Annotated in this window: 17 protein-coding genes; 4 read left to right on the top strand and 13 right to left on the bottom strand. The window is 35.6% G+C overall.

Annotated elements, in window-relative coordinates; all coding sequences use genetic code 11:
* Positions 1–77 precede the first annotated feature (77 nt).
* From flgL to CC92_RS0101005, 11 genes are all read right to left on the bottom strand, one after another.
* Positions 78–1,610 carry a flagellar hook-associated protein FlgL gene (gene flgL, locus CC92_RS0101060; RefSeq protein ID WP_029502245.1) on the bottom strand — a complete coding sequence of 511 codons (1,533 nt, stop codon included), beginning with the start codon at positions 1,608–1,610 and terminating at the stop codon, positions 78–80.
* A gap of 71 nt (positions 1,611–1,681) precedes the next feature.
* On the bottom strand, positions 1,682–3,523 hold the full coding sequence (gene flgK, locus CC92_RS20640) for a flagellar hook-associated protein FlgK (RefSeq protein ID WP_029502246.1): 1,842 nt from the start codon (positions 3,521–3,523) through the stop codon (positions 1,682–1,684).
* Between the two features lie 138 nt (positions 3,524–3,661).
* A complete protein-coding gene (gene flgK, locus CC92_RS0101050; RefSeq protein WP_029502247.1) occupies positions 3,662–5,530 on the bottom strand; it encodes a flagellar hook-associated protein FlgK in 1,869 nt (622 codons plus the stop codon).
* 37 nt (positions 5,531–5,567) lie between these two features.
* Positions 5,568–6,083: a flagellar protein FlgN gene (locus CC92_RS0101045; protein ID WP_051650649.1), complete on the bottom strand. Its 516-nt coding sequence runs from the start codon at positions 6,081–6,083 to the stop codon at positions 5,568–5,570.
* 104 nt (positions 6,084–6,187) lie between these two features.
* Positions 6,188–6,457 carry a flagellar biosynthesis anti-sigma factor FlgM gene (gene flgM, locus CC92_RS0101040; RefSeq protein ID WP_029502249.1) on the bottom strand — a complete coding sequence of 90 codons (270 nt, stop codon included), beginning with the start codon at positions 6,455–6,457 and terminating at the stop codon, positions 6,188–6,190.
* 494 nt (positions 6,458–6,951) lie between these two features.
* Positions 6,952–8,211, bottom strand: coding sequence for a diaminopimelate decarboxylase (locus CC92_RS0101035; RefSeq protein WP_029502250.1), 1,260 nt, complete (start codon positions 8,209–8,211; stop codon positions 6,952–6,954).
* A gap of 432 nt (positions 8,212–8,643) precedes the next feature.
* Entirely contained in the window at positions 8,644–9,816 is a 1,173-nt protein-coding gene (locus tag CC92_RS0101030) for a CDP-glycerol glycerophosphotransferase family protein (protein WP_029502251.1), read from the bottom strand.
* Between the two features lie 141 nt (positions 9,817–9,957).
* Positions 9,958–10,344, bottom strand: coding sequence for a glycerol-3-phosphate cytidylyltransferase (gene tagD, locus CC92_RS0101025; protein ID WP_029502252.1), 387 nt, complete (start codon positions 10,342–10,344; stop codon positions 9,958–9,960).
* A 93-nt stretch (positions 10,345–10,437) separates the two neighbouring features.
* A complete protein-coding gene (locus tag CC92_RS0101015; RefSeq protein WP_051650650.1) occupies positions 10,438–11,451 on the bottom strand; it encodes a glycosyltransferase family 2 protein in 1,014 nt (337 codons plus the stop codon).
* Between the two features lie 19 nt (positions 11,452–11,470).
* On the bottom strand, positions 11,471–12,577 hold the full coding sequence (locus tag CC92_RS0101010) for a polysaccharide pyruvyl transferase family protein (protein WP_029502254.1): 1,107 nt from the start codon (positions 12,575–12,577) through the stop codon (positions 11,471–11,473).
* Positions 12,577–15,516, bottom strand: coding sequence for a bifunctional glycosyltransferase/CDP-glycerol:glycerophosphate glycerophosphotransferase (locus CC92_RS0101005; protein WP_029502255.1), 2,940 nt, complete (start codon positions 15,514–15,516; stop codon positions 12,577–12,579). The genes CC92_RS0101010 and CC92_RS0101005 overlap by 1 nt, the downstream gene beginning before the upstream one ends.
* 605 nt (positions 15,517–16,121) lie before the next feature.
* Here CC92_RS0101005 and CC92_RS0101000 point away from each other — a divergent pair.
* From CC92_RS0101000 to CC92_RS22370, 3 genes are all read left to right on the top strand, one after another.
* Positions 16,122–18,050 carry a DNA gyrase/topoisomerase IV subunit B gene (locus CC92_RS0101000; RefSeq protein ID WP_029502256.1) on the top strand — a complete coding sequence of 643 codons (1,929 nt, stop codon included), beginning with the start codon at positions 16,122–16,124 and terminating at the stop codon, positions 18,048–18,050.
* Between the two features lie 268 nt (positions 18,051–18,318).
* Positions 18,319–20,565 carry a DNA gyrase/topoisomerase IV subunit A gene (locus tag CC92_RS0100995; protein ID WP_029502257.1) on the top strand — a complete coding sequence of 749 codons (2,247 nt, stop codon included), beginning with the start codon at positions 18,319–18,321 and terminating at the stop codon, positions 20,563–20,565.
* Positions 20,566–20,664: 99 nt separating this feature from the next.
* Positions 20,665–20,814, top strand: coding sequence for a hypothetical protein (locus CC92_RS22370; RefSeq protein ID WP_155998302.1), 150 nt, complete (start codon positions 20,665–20,667; stop codon positions 20,812–20,814).
* A gap of 130 nt (positions 20,815–20,944) precedes the next feature.
* Here the strand turns inward: CC92_RS22370 and CC92_RS0100985 are convergent, their stop codons facing one another.
* Positions 20,945–21,166 carry a hypothetical protein gene (locus CC92_RS0100985; protein ID WP_029502258.1) on the bottom strand — a complete coding sequence of 74 codons (222 nt, stop codon included), beginning with the start codon at positions 21,164–21,166 and terminating at the stop codon, positions 20,945–20,947.
* 238 nt (positions 21,167–21,404) lie between these two features.
* Between CC92_RS0100985 and CC92_RS0100980 the strand changes: the two genes are divergently transcribed.
* Entirely contained in the window at positions 21,405–23,258 is a 1,854-nt protein-coding gene (locus CC92_RS0100980; protein ID WP_029502259.1) for a hypothetical protein, read from the top strand.
* 247 nt (positions 23,259–23,505) lie between these two features.
* Here the strand turns inward: CC92_RS0100980 and CC92_RS21315 are convergent, their stop codons facing one another.
* Positions 23,506–25,323 carry a trypsin-like peptidase domain-containing protein gene (locus CC92_RS21315; protein WP_029502260.1) on the bottom strand — a complete coding sequence of 606 codons (1,818 nt, stop codon included), beginning with the start codon at positions 25,321–25,323 and terminating at the stop codon, positions 23,506–23,508.
* Between the last annotated feature and the right edge of the window lie 19 nt (positions 25,324–25,342).

The following is a 25,342-nucleotide window of genomic DNA, read 5'->3' as shown; positions in this document are numbered from 1 at the left end:
TGAATTCGTAATGAGCTTATCTATTTCTCTATAGGAAATCTAATAACGAATTCTTAAGAATGAGCTTACCCACTTCTCTATAGGAAATCTAATAAAGAATTCTTTACGATCTTAGCAGCGGCAGACAAGGAAGAATTATAAACGGTTTCCTGCGATTTTAATTTGATTACCGTATCTACAAGATCTGCATCCTCATTCTTTGAAAGTAAATCTTCAAAGTCAACTTGTTCCATCGATAAACGACTTTCCGTAAGCTGGATTCTTGCAGAACGGCTTCCCAAATCAGCAACTGCAACATTGATTATATTCTGCTGTCCTTTCACTTCTGTAAGCGCATTTCCAAATGTTTTTTGCATTACTTCGTCTTTTAGAGTTTTTTCCGTAGTTAAAACCTCTAATGCTTGATTTAATGTTGATTTTTGTTCCTCCGTAATATTTCCGCTTTCTAGCATCTTTTTTACTTCAGTAATTTTTTTCTCAACTTCAATCACATCGTTAACTGCAAATATTATATCATCAATGGTTCGTCCTATCCCATGTGTGATAGAATCGCTACCTTGTGTATTAATTGTCATTGATTGGCTAAAGTTTACTTCATAACGGATTTCCTGGTTCTGCTTTGTAAAAGTACGTTCTTCCAAATCATCACTTGTCAGATCCGTCTGAACACAATCAAAATAATGTTCCGGTTTTAAATCGTTTTTCACAAAGGAATTCTTCTCATAAGTAACTTTAATATCCGCTTTATCACGGAATTCCTGATACACATCCTCCGGTAAAATTAATTCTCCGGTATCCGCTAGAAAATAAGCAGTTCCATCTGGTGGTGTATACGCACCCTCATCTGTAGATAACTTGGATTCAATGATACCACCATATTCAGTATACGTTTTATTTCCTTCATCGTCAAGAATTACATTGCCATCAGCATCTTGCTCTGCAAACTCAATCTTTAACTGACCTTCATCCAAACTCTTGACGTTATTATATGCTAGTCTCATACGATGTGCTGTGATATAATTTGGCTTTTCATCAAAACTGGTGTCCCATGGCGCATCTGGATTATACGAGGATAATTCGAAGGAATTTATCGATCTCTGAATGACATCGAGATTCGTTCCACTTAAATTTTCAGTGATCGTATAATTATAATCTGATGTAGTTTCGGAGAAAACTAAACTAGAATCCGTCTTGTAACCACTAAAAACATATCTTCCAGCATAATTGGTATTGCCTTCTTGATAAATCTGATCCTTTAGCTGCGAAAGATTAACTGCAAGACTGTTTCTATCTTCTTCCGTTAAGGTATCATTAGAACCATTCACACAATAGGTATGAATTTTCGTTAGAATCTCATTGATATTACTCAAAGAGCTCTCCGTTAAATCCATCCACGCTAATGCATCCGGAATATTTTTCTCATAATATTGATTAAGTTCTGTAAGATTGGTTCGAAGTTTCAATGCACGTACAGCAATAATAGGGTCTTCCGAAGGACGCTGAATCTTCTTACCGGTGGAGTATTGTTGCTCTAATTTGGACATGCTGTTCTTATTATTGTTGATATTATAAAGAACATTATTTGTCATCATTTTATTTGTAATTCTCATTCTGTTCTCCATTCCTGCACATGATTTCCGTGCTTCTTTAGCGGAAAGTGCGAAGCTTCCTTTCTACACACTTATGCGCCCATGTAATTAATGAGTTTATCATAAATCTGGTCCATAACAGAAATTACCTTCGCAGATAAGTTATATGCATTCTGATAACGAATTAAGCTCATAGCCTCTTCTTCTTGGTCTACGCCACTAATGGATAATCGTTGATTCTGCACTGCATCTAAAATATCTTTTTGGTTTTGAGCAAAATTACCTGCTTGTTTTGCATCGATACCAATCTCTGCTACTAGAGTCTGGATAAATTGTGCTGGCTTTCCTTGACCAAACATTGTAACGTCATCTTTTAATGCTAATAATTTTTCAATATTATCAGCGTTAGCAACGCCATTTTCTATCGATGAGGCTGTCGCTAATTTTTTAGGATCTGTAGCAACTGCCTTAGTTACACCAAAAGCATCTGCAGTGAGTAAATAATAGGAGGCATAGTTTGGCTCATCCACATAATCCCCAGCATAAGCTGCAGTCTTTGAAGTAAACAGATATCCATTTCCCTCATCCGTTGGTGAATTACCAAAAATAAAGTTCTCTCCTGTTACCACATCTACACCATTAAAGAAATCCAAGCCTTGCTCACCATTTAAATCCTGTCCTGATTTATGAACATCATTAAATGCCTTGGCATAGGTTCTGGCAAACTTATTTAGTTGTGCCATATAGTGTGGGATTCCTTTATATTCTATCTGTTCTCCAATATAAGCAGTTTCTTCCGTCACATCCACTTTAACTTCATCATCAAGAGAAAATTCGTAGATAAATTTTCCAGTGTCTTCATCCTTCGTTACCGCAAATCCATTATAACGGTACTCACGATTACCTACTGTGATAACACCATTGGTAGCAATATTTAAATCTTCCACATTGTTTTTATTCGTTGAAGTTACTGTAATCGTTGTATCACCAGCATTTGCTGTTACTTTTCCTTGATAGCCTTCTTTATTATTACCATCACGTACTTGAAGTAAAGCTTTTAGTGTGCCGCCCATGGTTGGACTATTTAAATTCACAGGTTGTCCATTGCTCCAGCAAACATCATATAAACCATTTGCATCCAACTGATTTACTTTGGAGTCTCTTGGTACAACTTTCAGCTGACTCGCTTGATAGGTATCAACAAGTGTTTGCCCATCTAATTTTACGGTATAACTTGTAACACCGACATTATCACCAACAATTCGCTCAGAAACACTTACTGTTGCAAATCCAGATAATTCTTCTACCATTAAAGCTCGTTGATCGCGAAGGTCATTTGCTATGCTACCTCCAACTTCGATCGTATTGATTTGTTTCGTTACAATAGCAATCTGTTGTGCCAGGGAATTCACACGTTCTACTTGATTCTTAATCTCAAAATTACATTCTTCTTGTAAACGACTTAAACTAGTGGAAAGCGAATTCACATAATCACAAGTACTTTGTGCCATATTAGTTACCTGAGTACGTACCGTTAAGTCCTCTGGTTGCTTACTTAATTCCTGAAGGCTATTGTACATATTATCAAAATTAGTCAAAAAGCCTTCTAGCTTTACTTCATTAAAATAATTCTCAATGGAGGTTAAATAATACTCTTTGGTGGAGTATGCTCCATACATCGTATTATTCTTCATATATTTCAAATCATAGTACTCGTCTCGTATCTGATTTACTCCCATGATATCAACACCAGTACCGACCATACCATAGGAACTATGCACTCGAAGAGCGGTTCCAGCCTGTTGTTTTGCCACTTGTCTTGAGAAACCTTCTGTTTCTACATTGGCTATGTTATGAGCAGTGGTATTAAGGCCTGCTTGAGAGGCATACAAACCGCTATTTCCTATGGAGAGTCCAAAAAATGTAGATGGCATTTACTCACCTCTTTCGTCTATTCGAATCCTGTTAAAAATAACAATTCTCTATTGTTTTAGTCTATCTTTCTCTATTCTTTTATCGCACATGGAAAATATGAATTACTATTTTTCATCACACATTGAAAATTCAAAATACTATATTCTAGTCACAATATGCTCAAGCATCTGATCAATCACATTCATATATCTAGCTGCCGCATTATAGGCATGTTGGAATTTAATTAAGTTTGTTAGTTCATCATCTGAAGAAACTCCAAGTACCGATTGACGCTGATTATCAATGCTTGCGACCATACCTTCCTGGCTCTTTACTATCGTATCATAACGCTCACCAGTAGTAGCAATACTTCCAATGAAGGCATTGTAATAGTCATTAAAATTAGATTTTGTTAATGTATTTGGAGATAGTGTCGCAAACGGTTCCTGCCATGCTTTTAACAACTTTTCAGTCGTCTTTATGTCATAATCTCCAGTGTTTGAGTTCTGACTTAATGGCATCTTTGACTTATCCTCGATCATCTCCTGATTTACTACCAGCTCACCAACTGTATATAAGGAGTAATTATTGTTAGGATCTTCCTTATTGTAAACCTTAGCACGAATAATTTCTCCATTTGCCAAGGTAATGTCTTGATAATCAGTATAGCGTGGCATGGATTTACGACTGAATAATTCTGTCCCGCCTTCTCCATTGATACCAATTGGCGCATTTTCATCATCAAAAATTTTAATAACCGTATCATTTTCGTAAGTATACGTATCTCCGTTCGACAGTTCAATGGTTGTTCCTGCTGCAATCACTACTTCTTTATTAGGACATAAGATATCATTAATCGTAGTTACAATACCATGAATCAATTGATCGTACTGAGCTTGTGTTGACATAACAATGGATGGTTCTATTGTTTGGTTATATGTTTTAACATCTTCTTTATACTCTTTTAATGCAAGATTATATGACTCTTCATTGAGAGTACCAAACTCATCCATATAATCATCTTTGTTCGGTGCTATCGGTATATCCGTAGCTTTTGCAACTTTTGTTCCTCTTGCTAAGATTAAACCTTTTAGAGAACCAATATCAGAATTATCTGCTGAGTTCGGTATTAAATCGCGATTGTATACCTCTACCTTGCCATAAGTTGGCCAAACTGGAATTAGCATCTCTGAATTTTCCATGGTACCAGTGGCATCATTGTTAAACTCCTCAGACCCGAGTTCACGCTCTCTAATTTGTGTTACTGTCATGGTTCCCATATGGTGAGTAACATCTTCTGTTACAAATGGAACTCCTTCCGCATTTACAGTAACTCTTCCTTCCGGATTTTCACGATATGTAATCGTTATCATTTGGGACAACTCATCTAATAATTTATTTCTTGAGTCCCTTAAATCATTCGCATTTTCATATCCATTGCTTTCATAAGCACATATTCTATCGTTTAATTCCGAAATCTTATCTCCAATTTCATTAATACGGGAGACAGTGTTCGTTATTTTCAAATTCAAGTTTAACTGGTAATCCCTAAGCTGCTTGAATAAATTCTCAGAACGCTCAATAAAGCTGACACTCGTTTCCACAAGCGAAGCTCTTTTCACTAAGCTATCCGGTTCCTTGGCAAGTTCCTGTAAGTTATTCCAAAAATCTGCTATGGAATCCTGGAATGCAACCCCTTCAAGCTCACCCATTAAGTTTTCAATCTCGGATACGGTTTCATACTGAGAATCATAGAATCCTCGACGCCCAAGCTCTTGGCGATATGATTTGTCTAAAAAAATATCTCTGACCTGGCGAACAGCTGCTGTTTCTGCTCCAAGTCCCGTTTGCATTGGGGAAATATACGATTGTCCTATGGTACGATATTGAGAAGTCTGTAATACTGTTTGTTGTCTAACATAACCTTCTGTTTCTACGTTTGCAAGATTATGACCTGTGGTATTCAGACCGTTTTGACTGACATTTAATCCAGATACGCCTACATATAAGCTACCCATTAGGCTCATGGAATTTCACCTCTCTTTGCATCATATTTCATACTACCTATTGCTTCGCATCAAACATCCCTGTCTGCGCAGCCGGCATCTCTAATTGAGATGCTCCTTTGGTATAATTGGTGCTCCCCGGTGACATCCTTGTACTCTGAATTAAATTCATATTGAATTCAATCATCTCTAGGGACTGTTGAATTAAAGATTTATTTTTTTGATTAAGTTCTACTAATTGATTCAGTGTTGTTGTCAGAGAATCGTGTATTTTCGATAATTCTTTTTGCTCCTCTGGCTGTTTCTCTAACAGTGCAATAATCGTTTTCATGGTCAGTGTTTCCGGCTTACGATTAATCACCGTCCCAATATTTACAATAACCTCTTCTCTCTTGCGCTCCAGAGCATTCACCTTCTCTACAGTTGTTTGCTCTTCTTCTGTTATCTGCTGCAAGGAAGCGAGGTCATTGTCTATAATCACTCTGGTTTTTTTCGCTGCAATCGGTATCATCTCTTGATATAGCTGTTCCTCTGCGCGAAGAGTAGTTATTAATTCCTGTATCAAGCTTGCCAATTGATTACCTCCGATCTTCCTGTATCTAACAGGCTTCTTCTCGTGTTACTATCCTGCGCATATTGAATCTGTTCGCAATTTCAATATTGCTTTGCCAGAATTCACTACTCAAAGAAGTCCTTTATCATCTTGTCTGCTAAATCCTCGAGGCTAATCTCATAATCACCTGATGCAAGTTTCTGTTTAATTTCTTCTACTTTTTCCTGGCGAATATCTGGTGCAGCCGAAACCGCCTGCTTTGCTATCTGAAAATCCTTACCCATCTGTGAGATTTCTACACTGTCCTTTTTATTTCCATCATATGATTTGGATACTTTTCTTGTATCATTTGCTTTATAAAGTTGATTAATTTTACTTAATGCATCAATTCGCATAAAACTCACCACCTAACTAAGAATACTTGATTATTGAAACACGTTCTTTGTTTCAATAATATAACTTCATTACTACCTTATTTATCGGATGTTTTCTTTTTTACTTAATACCAAGTACTAATAATTTTGTTACTATATTTTTACTTCTAACTGTTAAGTAATCTTTCGTAAAGTAATCGGCTTACACCTTATTATCAGCTATTATATCGTACTAATTCGGAGTTTACATTAGAACTTGTAAAGGAAATTACGGAAATTTTTAGTATCAATCAGATAATCTGACAAGGACTGCTAGAATCTCAATTGATACGACAAAAAAATGGCTACAAGAAACTCTGCCTTCCTAATCCTTGGCAAAATTTTTGTAACCACTTCATTTGATTTGCTTATTGCATTTATAAACGTATCATAGAACTAATCCAATCAAACATCGACTATACTGAATAATCATTATGGCAATAGGATTATTCTTTGCAATTCCAAATATTTAAAACTTATTTTTGCTTTAAGATATCGCAAAAATCAAAAGTTGCAAAATAATCCTCTGCAGTTTCTGCTCTACGAATTAATTGAACCGAACCGTCCTCTTTTAATAAGAGTTCCGCAGATTTTAGTTTCCCATTATAATTATAACCCATAGCAAAACCATGAGCACCTGTATCATGAATCACAAGATAATCGCCCTTGTTAACCTTTGGTAACATGCGGTCAATCGCAAACTTATCGTTATTTTCACATAATGAACCTGCCACGTCATACATCGTATCCAGAGGAGCATCTTCTTTTCCTAGCACGGTAATATGATGATAAGCTCCATACATTGCTGGTCTCATTAAGTTTACCGCACAAGCATCAACGCCCAAATACTCTTTATAAATATGTTTTTCATGAATTGCTTTTGTTACAAGGTGTCCATACGGTGCTAGCATAAAACGTCCAAGCTCTGTAAAAATAGCAACATTACCAAGACCATTTGGAACTAAGATTTCTTCATACGCCTTACGAACTCCTTCGCCAATTACCATAATATCATTTCCCTCTTGATCTGGTAAGTAAGGAATTCCTACTCCACCAGAAAGGTTGATAAATGTAATATTCGCATTGGTCTCCTTTTTTAACTCCACTGCAAGTTCAAACAAAGTCCTCGCCAGCGCTGGGTAATAATCATTGGTAACGGTGTTACTTACCAAGAAGGAGTGGATACCAAAATTTTTCGCACCAAGTTCCATTAACTTTTTGTATCCATCGATGAGCTGCTGCTTTGTAAATCCATACTTAGCATCTCCTGGATTGTCCATAATGCCATTACTCACTTCATAAACACCGCCAGGATTATATCGACAACAGATGGTTTCTGGTATTCCGCACTCTTCTTTTAAGAAATCGATATGAGTATAATCATCTAAATTGATAATAGCCCCTAATTCTTTCGCTTTTGTAAATTCTCCCTCTGGAGTATTATTGGAGGAAAACATAATTTCACTTCCAGTAATTCCAACTGCTTCTGACATCATAAGCTCCGTCATTGAAGAGCAGTCACTACCACAACCTTCTTCTTTTAAAATCTGTAAAATAAAAGGATTTGGTGTGGCCTTAACTGCAAAATATTCTTTAAACCCTTTATTCCAAGAAAATGCTTCTTTTAATCTTCTAGCATTTTCTCTAATTCCTTTTTCATCATAAATATGAAACGGTGTACTATGGGTATTTACAATCTCTTTTACTTTCTCAAGCGTAACAAACGGTTTTTTCATATATACCTCCATTCTCGCGCAAGCTTTTGCGCCTGTATGCTTGTTTCATGGATGATATCGAAACAAACTAAAATTTCATCACTCTTTTCATTAAGACTTATATCAATCACTAAAATCTACGATAGTTCCCAAAAAGAACTAATCCCACTTCACTTTATCCTATTTCGTTATGAAACGGAAATAAATCGACATTATTTAACTATCATTATAAGTGCCTTTTTATCATATGTAAAATAGATTATATTAATATCTACCATTCATTATTCGAATAGTAATTATGAGTCGTCAAAGGAAAGGGACTCTTGTTAAGATTTTTCCTATTTTTAAGGCGTTATAAAGAAGGGACCGCCATAATCGTTATTACAGCCCCTCCTTTATGATAAAGCAAAATCTATTTACTAAGATTTTAAGACATCGTACCTCATAGGATGATTATTTCATCACTTTCGATGCTAGAAGTCTAACCGCACGTTTTGCTGCATTTCCATTCTCAAATGTATGATATTTTTCACAAAATGCTTTGTATTTATCTGTGTAATCCTCAGGATAATAGTTCTTAACCATTGAAACAAGTTCTCTTGAAGATGTGAATAATGGACCAGGAGCCTCTTCTACAAAATCAAAATAGAAGCCTCTGAGTTCTTCTTCATATTCCTTCAAGTCATAAACATAAAAGAGTATTGGACGGTATAAAAGACTATAGTCAAACATAACAGAGGAGTAATCTGTAATTAACATATCCGATACCAGATATAACTCTGAGATATCAACCTCTTGCTCCACTACTCGGTAAAAGCCTCGATACTGCTCCACTTGGAGCTTTTCTCGTACCATATAATGATATTTTAACAATATCACATAGTCTTTGTTTAATTGTTCATAGATATAATCGTAATCAAGAGGAGCGCTAAATTTATAGTTTGCTTTATCGTGATATTCATTATCTCTCCACGTTGGTGCATACAGAATAATCTTTTTATCTCTTGGAAGATTCAGTTTTTTCTTTATCTGATCAATATCATAGGAATTATTTTTTTTAAACAAGACATCATTCCTTGGATAACCATATTCCAAAATCTCCCCATGAAAGTCAAACGCTCTTTGAAAGGTTTCACTGGAGAATGGATTCTGAGAGATAAGATAGTCCCAAGTTGCAGTATTTTTCCTAAACTCTTCATGATATTGCTCTAACGTTTCCTCCCCTGCCATGGATAATGACGTCATATCTAAGGCCAACTTTTTTAATGGTGTACCATGCCATGTTTGTAGATAGGTTACACCCTTACGTTTTTTTATGTAGTTCGGAAATCTTGTATCACTCACCCAGATACCGGCTACAGCTAAGAAATAATAATAACGAAAACGGGAAAGCCTTACTTTCCATACTCTCCCAGGAAGCGGCGTATTGGTATCCTCTAGGATAAATATGCAACGAAATTCTTGGTCGAGACCTTCTCTCACCATTTCTTCATAAATACTTTTTGGATTTCCGCCATAACTTCTCCCTAAATTACTCATAAAGCAAATGGTTCGCTTTTGGAGTGGCATAAATCTTAGGATTTTATATACAGCCAATATCCCTTTTTTCATGATTTTCCGTAGCATTAACACTCCTATTCCTGTGCACGTTTTCAGCGCACACTTAAGTTCACTACTTTCAACTATTTCTTCGATGTCTTTTCGCATTGTCATACGATGTTACTACAGTATACAGTAATGTTGCACACTAATATATCGTATCCTTATTTACTTATGCAAATCATTCTTAATTTTTGTTGTTGAAATTCCTTCTGTTCTTGGAAGATATACGACTTCGCAATAATCCTTTAAAAAGTCAAACTGTCCTTTCCAGTCATCTCCCATAACGAACACATCGACCTTATTATCTACAACATCTTTGATCTTTTGTTCCCAATTATATTCTGGTATTACTTCATCCACGTATCGGATTGATTCGAGAATTATCTTTCTATCTTCATAGCTATGATATGCAGTCTTATGCTTTATGGCATTAAACTCATCTGTGGATAAAACAACAATAAGGTAATCTCCCTGTTCTTTTGCTCTTCTTAGCAGATTAATATGACCAACATGTAACAAATCGTAAGTACCGTAGGTAATTACTCTCTTCATATTATTTGTCCTTCCTTTCTAATTCCCATTCTTGTAGTTTATTATCATCTTTCGCAGTATTCATGCTTGGGGCGTCTGATACATTTTCCGACATCATTTCTCTTTATAGCCCTTCTCCGATTTTGAAGCCTCTAAATCACTAGCCAGAAGCGTTTCGCTTTCCTCTTGCTCTTCCTCTGTCTCAACAATGCTGGCTAGATAAATCGGTCGATTTTTTACCTCAATATAAGTTTTGCCCATATACTGTCCCAAAATACCCATGCAGAATAATTGAATCCCACTTACCATCAAAATAATACATGCTAAGGATGGCCAACCACTTGTCGGATCCCCCCATATGATTGTTTTTATTACAATATAAATAATAGCTAATACGGAAAACCCACAAAAAGCAAGTCCTAATATCGATGACATTGCTAGAGGTGCAGTTGAAAACCCTATGATTCCTTCTAGAGAGTATTTAAATAATTTCCAGAAAGACCACTTGGTTTGCCCTGCTGCCCGTTCCACATTCTCATAAGCAATCCATTTGGTATGAAAGCCTACCCACCCAAAGATTCCTTTCGTAAAGCGATTCCTCTCACTCATGGATAAAACGGCCTTTACCATTTGTCTCGTCATAAGACGATAGTCTACAGAGCCTTCCACAATCTCTATTTTACTTAACTTACAAAGAATATCATAGAATTTTCTAGAGAAAAAGGAGCGAATCTTTGGCTCACCATCTCTGGTGACACGTTTCGCTGCCACACTGTCATACCCCTCCAAGACAATTCCATGATACATCTCAATCAACATCTTTGGAGGATGTTGTAAATCAGCATCCAAGATAGCTACGAAATCACCAGACGAATGTTCAAGCCCAGCATACATTGCTGCTTCTTTACCAAAATTACGTGAGAAGGAGACAAGCTTCACTCGCTTGTCTCTTTCTCGTAACTTTCGAATTACCTGTAACGTACCATCGGTGGAACCATCATTAACAAACAATACCTCGAATTCCACTTCATTTTGTAAGCTTTCTGCGACTCTCATGATTTCCTCATAAAACATCGGAAGAACTTCTTCTTCATTAAAACAAGGTACAACTGCTGTTAACCGTTTCATAGCTACCTCCAAGAATCCGTTACTTTTTTATCTCAAGCGCACGCTTTAAAAAGTCAAGAGAGGATGCTCTTAACTCACGTATTCTCTGTCTTAACGCATCCACATCATCAATCTCAAATTGTTTCATATCATGAAAATCTTCGATATGATATAACAAATGAGATTCTAGTCCAACTGATTTAAGCAAATCGCTCGTTCTTGCTCCAGTACTCGTGTGGAGCATGGAGATAAATGGTTTTTCATAGATTAAAGAAAATACTGTTGCATGAAAAGAGTTCGTTATTACATACTCTGCCTTCTCAATTTCACCTAAAAACTCCGCTGCCGTATCCTCATAATAGGAACCAAGCTCATTTCGAAATACTCCAGGTAATTTTCTTTGAATGATTGGTAGACCGATTGCAACAGATAGACGATTAGCAAACTGAACTAGTTCCTTATTTGCTTCCATCATATAAACCATAATATAGCGACCTTTAAACTGGCCTGGTCTTTTTAACTCTTCATAATCTTTTTTCTCAAGCAATAAAGTTGGATCAAGTACCACTTCTACTGGTTTCTCTGTCAAGGCTTCAATGGCTGGTTGTGCACTAGGCTCTCTAACCGAAATTGCAGTATAGCTTTCAAGGCTTTGGCGGAACTGTTCTCTATATTGAGGTAGGATATATTCTCTTCCTACACTGGCTGCATAAGAGATTTTCTTTGTCCCCGGTTTTGCAAAATCAAGGGTATAGGCTGGATCAAACCCACCCGTATGGTCACTGTTCCATACCTGATCACTACCAGTAATATAGGCATCCAAAGATAAATTAGCATTTAATAGTTCCTCATAAGTCGTATAATCACCAATGAGGTGAAATTTTTCACGGATAAATTTATTATATCGTTTATTTTTATATACCTGCGACTTGATACGAGAACGGTAATCTTTCTTCAGCATATACTTTAACTTTTTTTTCGTGGTATCAAGCTTTGGTGCTACATAGAGCTTATCAATAATATTCGGATGGTAATGAATCACCCCCGGTTCTGTTCCAAGATTTTTTAACACTTTTTGAAGAGCCCAAGTCTGAAGACTCGCCCCATAATTATGAGCGTTATGAAATGTTACAACTCCTACCTTCATTATCTGTCGACCTCCTTTAATAACTCTGGTAACTCAAGTTTTGACTCTTCGCCAATCCATACCTTTACCTGATTTTCTTCAAATACGGATTGATTTAATTTTTGTAATTGGTCGGTACCTGCTACATAATCATAACCATCCAAACGATTTATGAAGTAATCCATAAACTTATGATAGTCTTTGTTCTGTGTATATTTGTCATAATCGAATGCTTTCATATTGAAAATCTTTGCTCCATCAAAGGATTTGCACATATGAAATAAAATCTTATCCAATGAGGATAGGTTAATTACGATATCAAAGTTATTATTTCCAAAATATTTTACTCTTTCACGCTCCGCTAATTGGCGAATTAAACCTTCTGTCCTCTTAGAACTAAATCCAAATTTGAAAGACTTAAGACATGCAATACGGTCTTTGATTGTATAATTAACATCAAACATTAACGGTATATAATTAACTTCTTCCCTTAACTTAGAAAGCATAGAAGTTGCCTTACGAATTGTAGATGCTTTTGCACAAAGGAAGATGTCATAACGGTCGGTATCTAACTCATTTAGACGCTCCATTAATTGTTCCGAGGTTGCATTATTCTTAAGTCCACTTACTAAAATTAATACCTTTTTCTTATTCTCTCTTTGAATAGGTTCTAATGAGAAATTTGGTTCTTTGTTAAGAATTAACGTTTCGCATACCTCTTCCGCAGTATCTGCAGAATCTAAACTGCAAAATTCCTCATGGAACTTTGGATATTTGGAGTCCTTCTTAATTTCTTCTGCCAATTGTTCCACCGTATCCGCAATTGGAAATTCCAAATCATTTAAGTCTAAATACATACCACGATTATTTAAATACTCTTCACGGTCATAGGTAAATAAAATAATCTTCTTTTTAGATACCGCATAGTCAAACATAATACTAGAGTAGTCTGTAATCAACAAATCTGTAGCATTTAAGAAATCATAAGTTTCATATTCTTCTGGAAATGGAACGATATGCGTAAATTCCTCATAGTTTACTTCTGATTTTACAAATGGATGAAGTTTAACATATAGTACTTGATCATCACGAAGTAAAGTATCCAGTTCATAAAAATAGTTCATTAATTCTGAAACTTGTTTCTTATTTTCCTTCTTATTCAATAAACCACGCCAGGTTGGCATATATGCCATAACCTGCATGTCTTCAACTCCAAGCTCACTACGAATTGCATCATATCTCTCTGTATTGAAAAAAGCAGAGTTTCTTGGATATCCTGATAACATAACTTTTCCATTAAATAAAGGCGCAAGCATATAATCCTCCACGAAAATATCTCTGGAGAACTTATTTTGATACAAAAGATAATCTGCTAAATAAAAGTTACGCTGAACATTACCAAGTGCATACTCTCTCTTTGGTACGATACGTCCCATCGCCTTTAGTGGAGTTCCGTGCCATGTATTTAGATAAACCTGTTCTGGACGTTTGATATAATAAGGTGGAAAACTAGTATCTGTAATCAGATACTTTGCTGTTGCAAGAACTTTTAGATACTCCTTGCTATCTGTGGTGATGATATCTACATAATCAATCCCATAGCGTGCAAGTAAAGCACTGTATGCGCTAATATTACCTTCTTTCAGAGTAAGCATAATATGAAAATCACTATATTTTTCATCACCCATAGCCTGTAACATCATAAAGATATTACCAGCAACGTCATCGCCATGCTTTGATTCAAATAACACCTCTTTCTCATTGACACTAAATTTTTCATAGTACATGGTGTATCGAACATCATTTGGAAGATGAAGCAGTTTGATTCCTGGAATTCGGTTATAGATAAAACGAACTTTATTCTTTGATTTTGAGAATTTCTTCCACTTTCCCTTAATCTTATCTCGAATTTTCTTCACCTTACGCATGATTTTGACATAAAACAATGGAGTATACTCACGTATGGTTGCAGTTCGAATCATCTTTCCTCTGCTATTATACTTTCTCATCTTTGCTCTAGCTGCACCAGATGCAGTATATAATAAATAACGATTTTCTCTCCACTTTGGAAAATTCTCTTCAAAGAAATCATTACAATTATTAATCATTTCTTTCTTTATATCTAATTTTCCTTTTGTTGCATAATCAAAAATAGCATTATAGCGAACTAAAATATGTCGTACACAAATATATTCAATTTCTTCTTTAAATTCTTCATAATTGCCCTGTTCCTTCATCTGCTTTAAAAAAAGCCTTAATGCAGTAACAATATCTAAGGTCCCCTCACTAAAATTACTAAGGAAACTGCCTTCACTGGCTCTACGGTAATTATAAAGTCTGTCTTCAATGACTCCGATACTTTTTGCCTTTGTCATCAAACAGTACATAATTGCAAGATCTTCAAAACGTAATTTTTCTGGAAAACGTATCGTATCAAATAAACTTTTTCGATAAAGCTTGTCCCATGGGAATGGAGAAATATGTGTCAATTCAAACTTTGTTTCATGAATGTCAAAATTTCTACCAATCACGATTTCAAAAGCTTTTCCCTGTTTCACGGTAAGCGTCTGTTTCTCTTCGTTTTCATAGATATCGTTATAGCGGCAGATAACAACATCATTATTATCTTTTGCTGCTTTTTCATATAACTTTTCACAGATTTCAGGTTCTACGAAATCATCACTATCTACAAACAAAAGGTACTCTCCAGATGCACGATCAATACCATAATTTCTTGCATGGCTAACGCCGCGATTCTCTGTGGTATATACGTGTATCCACTCTGGATACTGCGCCTCATATTCCTTTAATATACTTAAACTATCATCCGTACTTCCGTCATTCACCACGATAAGCTCAATATCCTTCATGGTCTGTGCAACAATACTATCCAAACAATTGCGCAAATAACGACTTACGTTATAAACCGGCATAATTATACTAACTTTACATTGTGCCAATGGAATTTCCTCCTCATTTCAAATCTATTCTATGTTATCGGTTACGAATTTCTGTAGAAAGTTCGTATTTCCTCTATACATCCCTACGATACGACTACAAAGATTTACATTGAACTCATTATATAACCTTTGTAAACCTTATTCAATAGGAAATCTAGGCGTTTTACTTACTCGTAGGTGCATTATTATTTTTTTAAGGGGTGTCTTTCTTCTATTATTTACATACTTTTTCCTTTTTAACGAAAAATGTATTGCTTCCTCTCATTTATAATACCTTTCTATCCTCCTCACATTCATCTTTGCTATAGTATCATATATTTTTTTTAATATATCTGGTAAGTTTAGGTTACAATAAAACCTCGATAACACCATAAGCCACACTTACTTTGCTTGATAAGAACAGATGTTTTATGCTATAATACTAGGATACGGATGTGATTACACATCTCATTTTTCGTTATAACTTCTCTCTTCCTGCTGTTTTGATTAAAGAATCAGATGCGAATAGGTTTCGCCCCTATTTTTAATCACTTATATCACATGAAGTTAGGGATTCGATATATTTTATAAAGTTATAGGAATATAGATATAGAAAGGAATTTACTATGGAGCAATACAATGGCAGTCAAATTGTAGTACTAGAAGGATTAGAAGCCGTTAGGAAACGACCTGGCATGTACATCGGTAGCACTGGAACGAGAGGTCTGCATCATCTTATATGGGAGATTCTTGATAATGGTATTGACGAACATCTAGCTGGTTTTTGTGACCAGATTGAGATTACCTTACAAAAAGATGGAGGAATCTCTATCGCTGATCATGGACGAGGAGTTCCTGTCGACATCCATCCAACAAAAAAAATTCCAACTGCAAGAGTAGTCTATACCATACTCCATGCTGGTGGCAAGTTTGGCAGTTCCGTATACAAAGTATCCGGAGGCCTTCATGGTGTAGGTGCCTCTGTTGTAAATGCACTTTCAACCCGTATGATAGTTGAAATCAGACGCGAAGGAAAGATTTACCGTGATGAATATGAAAAAGGTGGACATCCATGCGTTGAACTAGAAAATGGTATGTTACCTGTTGTCGGAAAATGTAATAAATCAGACACTGGTACCAAAGTAACCTTTTATCCAGATCCAACTATTTTTGAAACAGTAGAATTTAAAGCAGAAACGATCACAAAAAAGCTAAAGGAAATTGCCTTTCTAAATAAGAATCTTTCCATTGTATTCTATGATCAGACTACAGGTTATAAGAAAACTTATTGTGAGGAGTTTGGTATTAAAAGCTTTGTTTCTTATATCAATAGAGACACTTCCGTAATTCACGAAGAGCCCATCTATATTGAAGGAAAGAGTGGGGATATTGAAGTTGAAGTTGCTCTTCAGTATACGAATAGTTTTTCAGAGCAAATCAATGCCTATTGTAATAGAATCAATGTTGTTGATGGTGGTACCTTAGTGACCGGTTTTAAAACTGCTCTAACACGTGTGATGAATCAATACGCAAGAGAACTTGGCGTACTAAAAGAAAAAGATGAAAACTTTGATGGAAAGGACATACGTAATGGACTTGTTGCCATCATTTCAATAAAGCATCCTGACCCTCAATTTGAAGGACAGACCAAAACCAAACTAGGTAATACCGATGCAAAAAGCGCAGTAGATGATGTATTTGCAGGGGAAGTAACCAGATATTTTGATAAAAATGTGGAGATTTTAAAAGCTATCTTAGAGAACTCCATGCGCTCCTACACGGCCAGAAAAGCCAGTGACAAAGCACGTAGTGCAGTGTTAAAGCAATTAAATGATGTTGACACGAAGAGTAAACTTGCTTCCTGTTCTTCCAAAAAGCCTGAAGAATGTGAAGTATATATCGTCGAAGGTGATTCTGCGGGTGGTACTGTAAAAACAGCAAGAAATCGTCGTACACAGGCGGTTCTTCCACTTCGCGGTAAGATTATTAATGTTGAAAAAGCAACGCTCGAGAAAATTTTAGTAAATAACGAAATTAAATCCATGATTGCTTCTTTTGGTTGTGGAATTGGTGATGACTTTGACCTTTCCAAATTACGTTATGATAAAATTATTATCCTAACCGATGCTGATGTCGATGGAGCACACATTAGTACCTTACTTCTTACTTTTTTCTATCGCTTTATGCCAGAACTCATTATGGAAGGCAAGGTATATCGCGGTCTTCCACCACTATATCGTGTGGAATATGAAACTACAGAAGGAAAAAAGAAAAAGAAATTTGAATACATCTATAATGATTTTGAATTGGACAAGTTCCGTAAAACAACAAATCATAAAATAATTCATATTCAACGATACAAAGGACTTGGTGAAATGGATGCAGAACAGCTATGGGAAACAACGCTAAATCCAGAGACAAGAGTATTAGCTCAAGTCTCTATCACAGATACTGTCGATGCAGACGAAACTACGACATTACTAATGAGTAATAATGTACCTCCACGCCGTGCATTTATCATGGAAGAAGCAAAATATGCAAAACTTGATATTTAAGTAAAATACCATTTCATTCAGATAACGTTAGGAATACTACTTATCGCAAGTTTTTGCACTTCTTACTTATAGCATACAATGGTTGTTAGATTTAAAAAAAGAATAATTTTAAACTCTTGATTCATCCGTGTGCTAAGTCACACGATTGGGAGTTATCTTAATTAATATGTGTGCAAAAGCACGCAAATTGGAATTAGGTTGAAAAATAGAAAATGATTTATCAACCTCCAAATTTTATGCATGCTAGAGCATACGGATTGGAGTTAGAATGAAAAAAGAAACGGAAAATATAATACAGTTGGATTTTTCTGAAGAAATGAAAACCTCATTTCGCAACTATGCGATGAGTGTTATTATTGCTAGAGCCATACCAGATGTTCGTGATGGTTTAAAACCGGTTCAGCGAAGAATCCTTTATTCGATGATAGAACTTGGACTTGACCCAAAGAAACCACATAGAAAGAGTGCCCGTATTGTCGGTGATACCATGGGTAAATATCACCCTCACGGTGACAGTTCCATCTACGATGCACTGGTGCATATGACAGAGCCTTATTCCATGCAAATTCCTCTTGTCGATGGCCATGGTAACTTTGGTTCCATAGACGGTGATGGTGCAGCGGCAATGCGTTACACAGAGGCACGTTTATCAGATGGTGCAATGACTTTACTTGATCACCTCGATAAAGGTCTGGTTGAATTTATACCAAACTTTGATGAAAGTGAGAAAGAGCCTACTGTCTTACCAGCGATGCTTCCGAACTTACTGATTAACGGAACTACTGGTATTGCAGTTGGTATGGCAACCAACATTCCGCCTCATAACCCAGGCGAAGTTATTGATGGTGTGATTGCCTATATTGACAATCCCGATATTACTAATGAAGGGTTAATGAAATATATACCAGGACCCGACTTCCCGACCGGCGGAACCATCATTAATAGTGAAGATATTAAGAATATTTATGAAACTGGCGATGGCCGTCTAAAAGTTCGTGCAAAGACTGAAATCGAACCTGGTGAGAATGGTAGAAAAAACATTGTTATAACAGAAATTCCTTATACCATAGCAGGTAATAAAACTAAATTAGTCGAAAGTCTTGTAGATTTGATGAAAGATAAAGTTTTCGACGAGATTTTTGACGTTAGGGATGAATCCTCCAAAGAAGGAATTCGTATTGTAATTGAAGTAAAAAAAGACCGTGATATCGAAAATCTCTTAAATGGTCTTTACAAAAAAACTGCAATGGAGGATACGTATGGTGTAAACCTCTTAGCAGTAAAGGAGCAACAGCCAATTGTATTTCGCTTAAAGAGTTTGATTGGTGAATTTGTATCCTTCCAAGAAGAACTCTATACAAAAGAATACGAACATCTACTAGATAAAGCGAATAAGCGTCTAGAAATTGTAGATGGTTTAATTAGAGCAACCGATGTCATTGATTTAATCATCGAAATCCTTCGTGGTTCCTCTTCCATTAAACAAGCAAAGGATTGTTTAATCCACGGAAATACTACTGAAATTAATTTTAAGACAGAAGCTTCTAGAAAAAAAGCAGCAAAACTCGACTTTACAGAACGTCAAGCCGATGCGATTCTTGCAATGCCATTAAGTAAATTAATTGGGCTTGAAATACTTAAACTACATGAAGAGAATAAAAATTTGTTGGATAGTATCGAACAATATCAGCAAATTTTAGGAAGTAAAAAAGAGCTCTTTAAAGTCATCAAAAGTAATTTAAAAGAATGCAAAAAGCAATTTAACACCCCTAGACATACTATTCTTACCAATATGGAGATTTCAGATTATGTTGAGGAAGTCAAGGTAGAAGATATTTATATCTTAATTGACAAATTCGGCTATACAAAATCCGTTGATAACACCAGTATTTCCCGTGTTTCTGAGGACAGCTTAAAAGACTTTAATCATATTGTTAAAATGAAAAATACCGACCGATTATGTCTATTTACCGCACAAGGTAATATGTATCAAGTAAAAGCAGAGAAGATACCGAAGTGTAAAATTAAGGATAAAGGTACTCTAATTCATAACTTATGTAAAGTAGATAAAGAAGATATCCTTCTCTACATTGCTTTTGAAGATTTATTTGAATCACAACTACTGTTTACCACGAAAAATGGATTTATAAAATTAGTATCTGGAATTGAATTTGAAACGAATCGAGCTATGATTTCTGCAACAAAACTGGAAGAAGAGGATCAAGTGATATCCGTTCTTTGTTTAAGTGCCCATACAATTTCTAATCCAGATTCCAAAGTAATATTGTTGACAGAGGAAAGTCTTTCTCTTGGATTCCCGTTATCTGAGGTTTCAGAATTAAAGAAGACCAGTAAGGGAGTTAAAGGTATCACCTTGGAAAAGAAGGATAAAGTCGCATTTACTACTGTTGCCCTTCCTGAGACCGAAAACTTCAAATTTAATGGAAAAGAACTCTCAGCTAAAAAAGTCCGCAATAGAAAACGTGGAGCTAAGGGCCAAAAGGCTAATTTGTAATATCAATACGGAATGTGATTCCTATGCTATTGTTATTAGAATAAATCTTTTCTTATTGGAGAATAATTCTAAGGTAAATCTTAACATAGGAGGTTCCACATGAAGGATTTTATGGCCTATCAAATGGCAAGTATCACAGAAGAATGCAGACAGAAAATTACCGATTTAGAATATGAAATAAAAAATAAGTTCGGCAGTGATGTCGTCTTAGTAGCATATGAAGAAAAAGAAGCAAGTGTAACTGCTTAAAAGGAAAGTATAGCCTATAAAGAAGAGTGCTAAAAAGGCTATTCTACACTTAAAAGACGAGGAACTTAAAAAGTGTACGCCATAAAAGATTTCTACCTTTTTTGGCGTACACTTTCTTTCTGCTTATTAGCTAATCTCCTTTGCTACTTAGGTGATTGCTTCTTTCCTCATAAAAAATGTTGTTATCTGGAGCGCATTTATTATTTGGACCGTAGCTAGAGCTTTGCTTTATCATCATACCAGAATCCTCTTTTACATGATTTGTACATTCCGATGGGGCTTCCTTTAAATTAGGATGTGTTTTCATAAGCTCTTCCACCTTAGCACTTAACTGCTCTTTCCGATTTGACATGAAAAATTCCTCCTTTCATCAAGTAAGACAGAACACTGTCTTTCTGCTATGAATAAGATCTTTTCATCCAATAGGATTCCTGTTTATCTCATATTGGATAAATTGAATGCTCAATAATAAGCGATTCTAAAATTAGTATTCGAAAATATACGAAAATCATACACAATGCTTGATAAAGAGACCATCTTAGGGTAACATTAAAGTATTACAATAAGACTGTATTTATCGGAGGCTACCAATGAGAAAACAACTTGGCTCACTCATCTTTGCTCTAATATTATCAGGTCTGGTTCAAGGCTGTTCCTATGAACGAGATGCTATTTCATCTACTATAAATCAGGAAAACTTAGAATCAACCAATGTTAATGAGTCTCCTTATCTAACTATGATACCAACTCCAACAATTGCTGTAGAGTACTCAAACTATCTTGTTCCTGAGCTTACCATTTTACCATTGGAAGAATATGATATAAACGAAATTTTAATAGCGATTGATTGTGGTTTCATACCAGAAGAAATTCAGGGAGATTTTGATCAGTTAATTAGCACAGAACAATTCTTGCAGCTCTTAACTCAGCTTATTCATGCAAAAGGTGGTATCACAGAAGATATCTTTCTCCCTAAGGAAGAGGTAGTAAACGAACCGATTACTAGATTAAAAGCCTCAACTTACCTATATGAGGCAGCTTATGCAATGAAGCATCAGGTAAATAATGCTATTTTATCAAACTATTCCTATGATTCGAATGCAATCTCACCATTAAACCTAAATGCCAATAGCTTTTCTGATATAAAATCTCTTTCCTTAACCAAGGAAGAAGAAACAGCACTTAATTATGTAGTAAATCAATGTGATCTTATTAGTGGTTATCGACTTATGGAATATACACCTGATTTTCGTTTTCGGCCAAAGGATGCCTTATCAAGAGCGGAAGCAATTTTGGCGGCTTATCGATTGTACAATTCCATTCCAGATGCTCCGAATATGATATCTCTTGAAGAAGTTTCTACCCATACCATTCCAGAAGATTTATTAACAAAAGACAGTTCTCTACCTGATTTAACAATAGAAAGTGTTCCTTCTTATCAAGGGATTAGACTAAAACATACCTCCTCTTATAATAGCTTAAGTGCTAATTTTTGTAAGACTGATATCGAATATCTAGCAGAACAAGGTTTTAATTTCTTCCAAGCATACATAACTGCAAGTTCCTTCGCTGCCCCATATTTCAATGATGTTAATCCGAATCTCATCAATGAGGTATGTTTAAAGCAGTTAGATCAGCTCATCGCATGGGGTATCGAATATGATGTCCATATCAACTTATGTATTGATGGACTTTTAGGTCACGGATTATCTGTTCTAAATAGTCCAGATGAAACCTCAGAAGTCTTTCTTCTCGATGATGTGGAGGCACTTAATCGAACCGTACAATTTTTTAAACTACTCGAAACACGTTACGCTAATGTACCAAATGAGTTTTTAAGCTTTCAGTTGTTTGATCAACCTGAATTTACAACTTCTATAGAAATCAAAAATTATGTCTTACCAATTGTAAGAGCCATACGTAGCATTAATCCAGATCGCGTTATCTTTTATGATGTTATGGACTCCCCTGATCGCCAAAAACCATTAACTCTTCTTGCAAAAGAAAGAGTGAGTTTTCTTTACTCCCTGACTCAAGAACGGTTTGAAAATAATATAGCAACAATCAGTGAATTCTTACAAGATGAAAATCAGATGGAACATTCAACATGGAGTAAACTCCTTTATCAAGATGTTTCTAAGATAGCACAAAAATACAACGTTGGATTTATGATTCATGGAATTAATACCAATGGGCTGTCACCTCTTTACGTAGAGCATAGATACCTAAACACACTCCTAGATGGTATTCATGAGAACGAACTTGGTTGGTGCTTTGGTGAATTTGGCGGTATTGGAGCTACTGTCTTAAATGGTGATAAATATGATGCTGAGTATATTTGGGATGAAGAGCACAACTGGTATGTTGACGAATCCTTATTAGAATTATTAAAAGAGTACCAGTATCAAACGGATGCTCAGGAAATGCATACAATCACTAAGTAAACTATTGGACAGAAACACTAGCAGATCTAAAAATAGGGTGATTTTATCAATAAATAAGAAGGTATATCACTACAAAAAACTCTTTGTAACTATTTCTATATAGATGTGGTTAAGGCACTATTAATAAATAAAAATCCTAGAAATACAGTTTAGGCAGGGCATACCACCTTCACAGTTTTTCTAGGATTTTTATTTTGCTATCTTTCCCATAGCCTATCCGTTGCAGAATTGACAACTAGAGGTAGCATTATTTTTTAATAGTAAGAACATAAGGTATTGTTGCTATAGTCGCACTATCTTCATAGAAAGGAGTCACGTAATACGTTCCTGCTTCCAATTCTTTCGTAATAAAATATAGATAATAATCTTCGTAAAGATAGCCTGTACTAGAATCTAAAGGCTCTTCTAATGTATTATCCCAAATTCCAAAAACAAAATTCTTACTATTTGGAATTTGGTCTTTTGGAATAAGGAAAACGATACTAACCTTTGCCGCGTTCGAAAGAGTAAATCTATAATAATCTAATTCAGAAGATTGAATAGAACCACTGACTATGTCGCCATCATTTATTTCCTGACAATTGTCTGACGTTCCACTGACACTTACATCTTCTAAAATAATCTTTTTCTCACCTTCCTCACTAATATCTTCTGGAGGTAGCTTACTTAAATACTCTTGATAATAATCTTCAACTGTCCATCCTCCATTTATAACCATATAATTTAGCTCTTCTAAAGCGATTGCAAAATTTAGATTCTGACCATTTTCATACTGCCAGGTATTGATTCCTATCACTTCACCATACTCATTAATCAGCGGTCCACCGCTATTTCCATTTGTTATTGCAGCATTTGTTTGTATGTAATGGATATCGTCCATTCGTCGATTCGCATTGGTTACTATTCCATTCGTAAATGTATCCGTTAGAACGCCTAAGGAACTACCAATCGCATAAACAGATTCTCCTGGAGTTACACCATGTTGATTTTTCTTTAATGGCTCAATCGGAACTGGGACACTAAGCACTACCAAATCAAGATATTCATTCGTTGATAATATATACTTAACATCGTACGAACTTCCATCCTTAAAGTTTACCTTAATGCTTTTTGCACCTTCAATCACATGAAAATTTGTCACAACCTTTCCCGTCTCATAAAAAAAACCAGAACCAATCCCAGTGTCTGTAATTATCTGAACTGTAGCAGCAGAGCAAGATTGATAAACCTCTTTTGCTGTCAGCGACTTTGATTCCTTATTTGGATCTACAACTGTTACCTTAATCTCCGCTTTACTAGCATCGGTGGAAGTAGTCAATGTAATAGTGGAAGTTCCAACTTTCTTTGGAGTAATATATAAGCTTGCGTAATTATTCCCAGAACTATCTTCATGATTTAATTCAATGTTATCATTATCACTTACATAGGTGATTCTCTCATCCTCAGCCCAGTCATTTAGGTAAATTGATATTTCTGTCTTCTCATAGCAAACAATCTGACGTGTTGGTATTTTAAAGCGATTTGTACCAATGCTAACATTGCAACTATAACTCTTACCAGCTACAGTAGCTGTTATTTTAGTTGTCCCCTCAGCTTTCCCAATTACCATACCCTCTGCGGTTACTTCGGCAATGTTTCTTTTGGAACTTTTCCATGTGATTTTATTTTTGGTACCTATAACTTCTAACTTCTCTGCTTCACCAATCTCTAGCTGTAATGTCTTTTTGCTAATGATTGGGTCCTTCACAGTCACCGTACAGCTATACTTTTTACTGTTAAGAGTTGCAGTAATTTTGGCAGTCCCTTTACTTACTGCACTTACCTTGCCACCAGAGGATACTGTTGCCACCTTTTTATTACTAGATATCCAAGTCACCTTTCCTTTGATGTTATTTACTTTTAGCGTATCGGCCTCTCCAACGTATAATGACAACTTATCTTTATTTAGTTTAACAGTTGTTGCTGCTAGCGCTACATTCGCTTCCATCCCAACAAAGAGAATTGGTGTAAAAAGAAATGTAAAAATTAATATCTGTCTTATGATCCACTTGTTTATTGATTTCATAAATATATCCCCCTTATAT

This window comes from Lachnoclostridium phytofermentans (assembly GCF_000733755.1).
Lineage (GTDB): Bacteria > Bacillota > Clostridia > Lachnospirales > Lachnospiraceae > Lachnoclostridium > Lachnoclostridium phytofermentans_A.
Note: the sequence above shows the minus strand (reverse complement) of the source record. Positions and strands in the feature narration are given on the sequence as shown.

Excerpts from the sequence above, each read along its gene's own strand:
- CC92_RS0100995 (WP_029502257.1), top strand. The coding sequence starts at position 18,319 with ATGAAAAAAGAAACGGAAAATATAATACAGTTGGATTTTTCTGAAGAA.
- tagD (WP_029502252.1), bottom strand. The coding sequence starts at position 10,344 with ATGAAGAGAGTAATTACCTACGGTACTTACGATTTGTTACATGTTGGT.
- CC92_RS21315 (WP_029502260.1), bottom strand. The coding sequence starts at position 25,323 with ATGAAATCAATAAACAAGTGGATCATAAGACAGATATTAATTTTTACA.
- flgL (WP_029502245.1), bottom strand. The coding sequence starts at position 1,610 with ATGAGAATTACAAATAAAATGATGACAAATAATGTTCTTTATAATATC.
- flgK (WP_029502247.1), bottom strand. The coding sequence starts at position 5,530 with ATGAGCCTAATGGGTAGCTTATATGTAGGCGTATCTGGATTAAATGTC.
- CC92_RS0101030 (WP_029502251.1), bottom strand. The coding sequence starts at position 9,816 with ATGCTACGGAAAATCATGAAAAAAGGGATATTGGCTGTATATAAAATC.
- flgK (WP_029502246.1), bottom strand. The coding sequence starts at position 3,523 with ATGCCATCTACATTTTTTGGACTCTCCATAGGAAATAGCGGTTTGTAT.
- CC92_RS0101035 (WP_029502250.1), bottom strand. The coding sequence starts at position 8,211 with ATGAAAAAACCGTTTGTTACGCTTGAGAAAGTAAAAGAGATTGTAAAT.
- CC92_RS0101010 (WP_029502254.1), bottom strand. The coding sequence starts at position 12,577 with ATGAAGGTAGGAGTTGTAACATTTCATAACGCTCATAATTATGGGGCG.
- CC92_RS0101015 (WP_051650650.1), bottom strand. The coding sequence starts at position 11,451 with ATGAAACGGTTAACAGCAGTTGTACCTTGTTTTAATGAAGAAGAAGTT.
- flgM (WP_029502249.1), bottom strand. The coding sequence starts at position 6,457 with ATGCGAATTGATGCATTAAGTAAAATTAATCAACTTTATAAAGCAAAT.
- CC92_RS22370 (WP_155998302.1), top strand. The coding sequence starts at position 20,665 with ATGAAGGATTTTATGGCCTATCAAATGGCAAGTATCACAGAAGAATGC.
- CC92_RS0100980 (WP_029502259.1), top strand. The coding sequence starts at position 21,405 with ATGAGAAAACAACTTGGCTCACTCATCTTTGCTCTAATATTATCAGGT.
- CC92_RS0100985 (WP_029502258.1), bottom strand. The coding sequence starts at position 21,166 with ATGTCAAATCGGAAAGAGCAGTTAAGTGCTAAGGTGGAAGAGCTTATG.
- CC92_RS0101000 (WP_029502256.1), top strand. The coding sequence starts at position 16,122 with ATGGAGCAATACAATGGCAGTCAAATTGTAGTACTAGAAGGATTAGAA.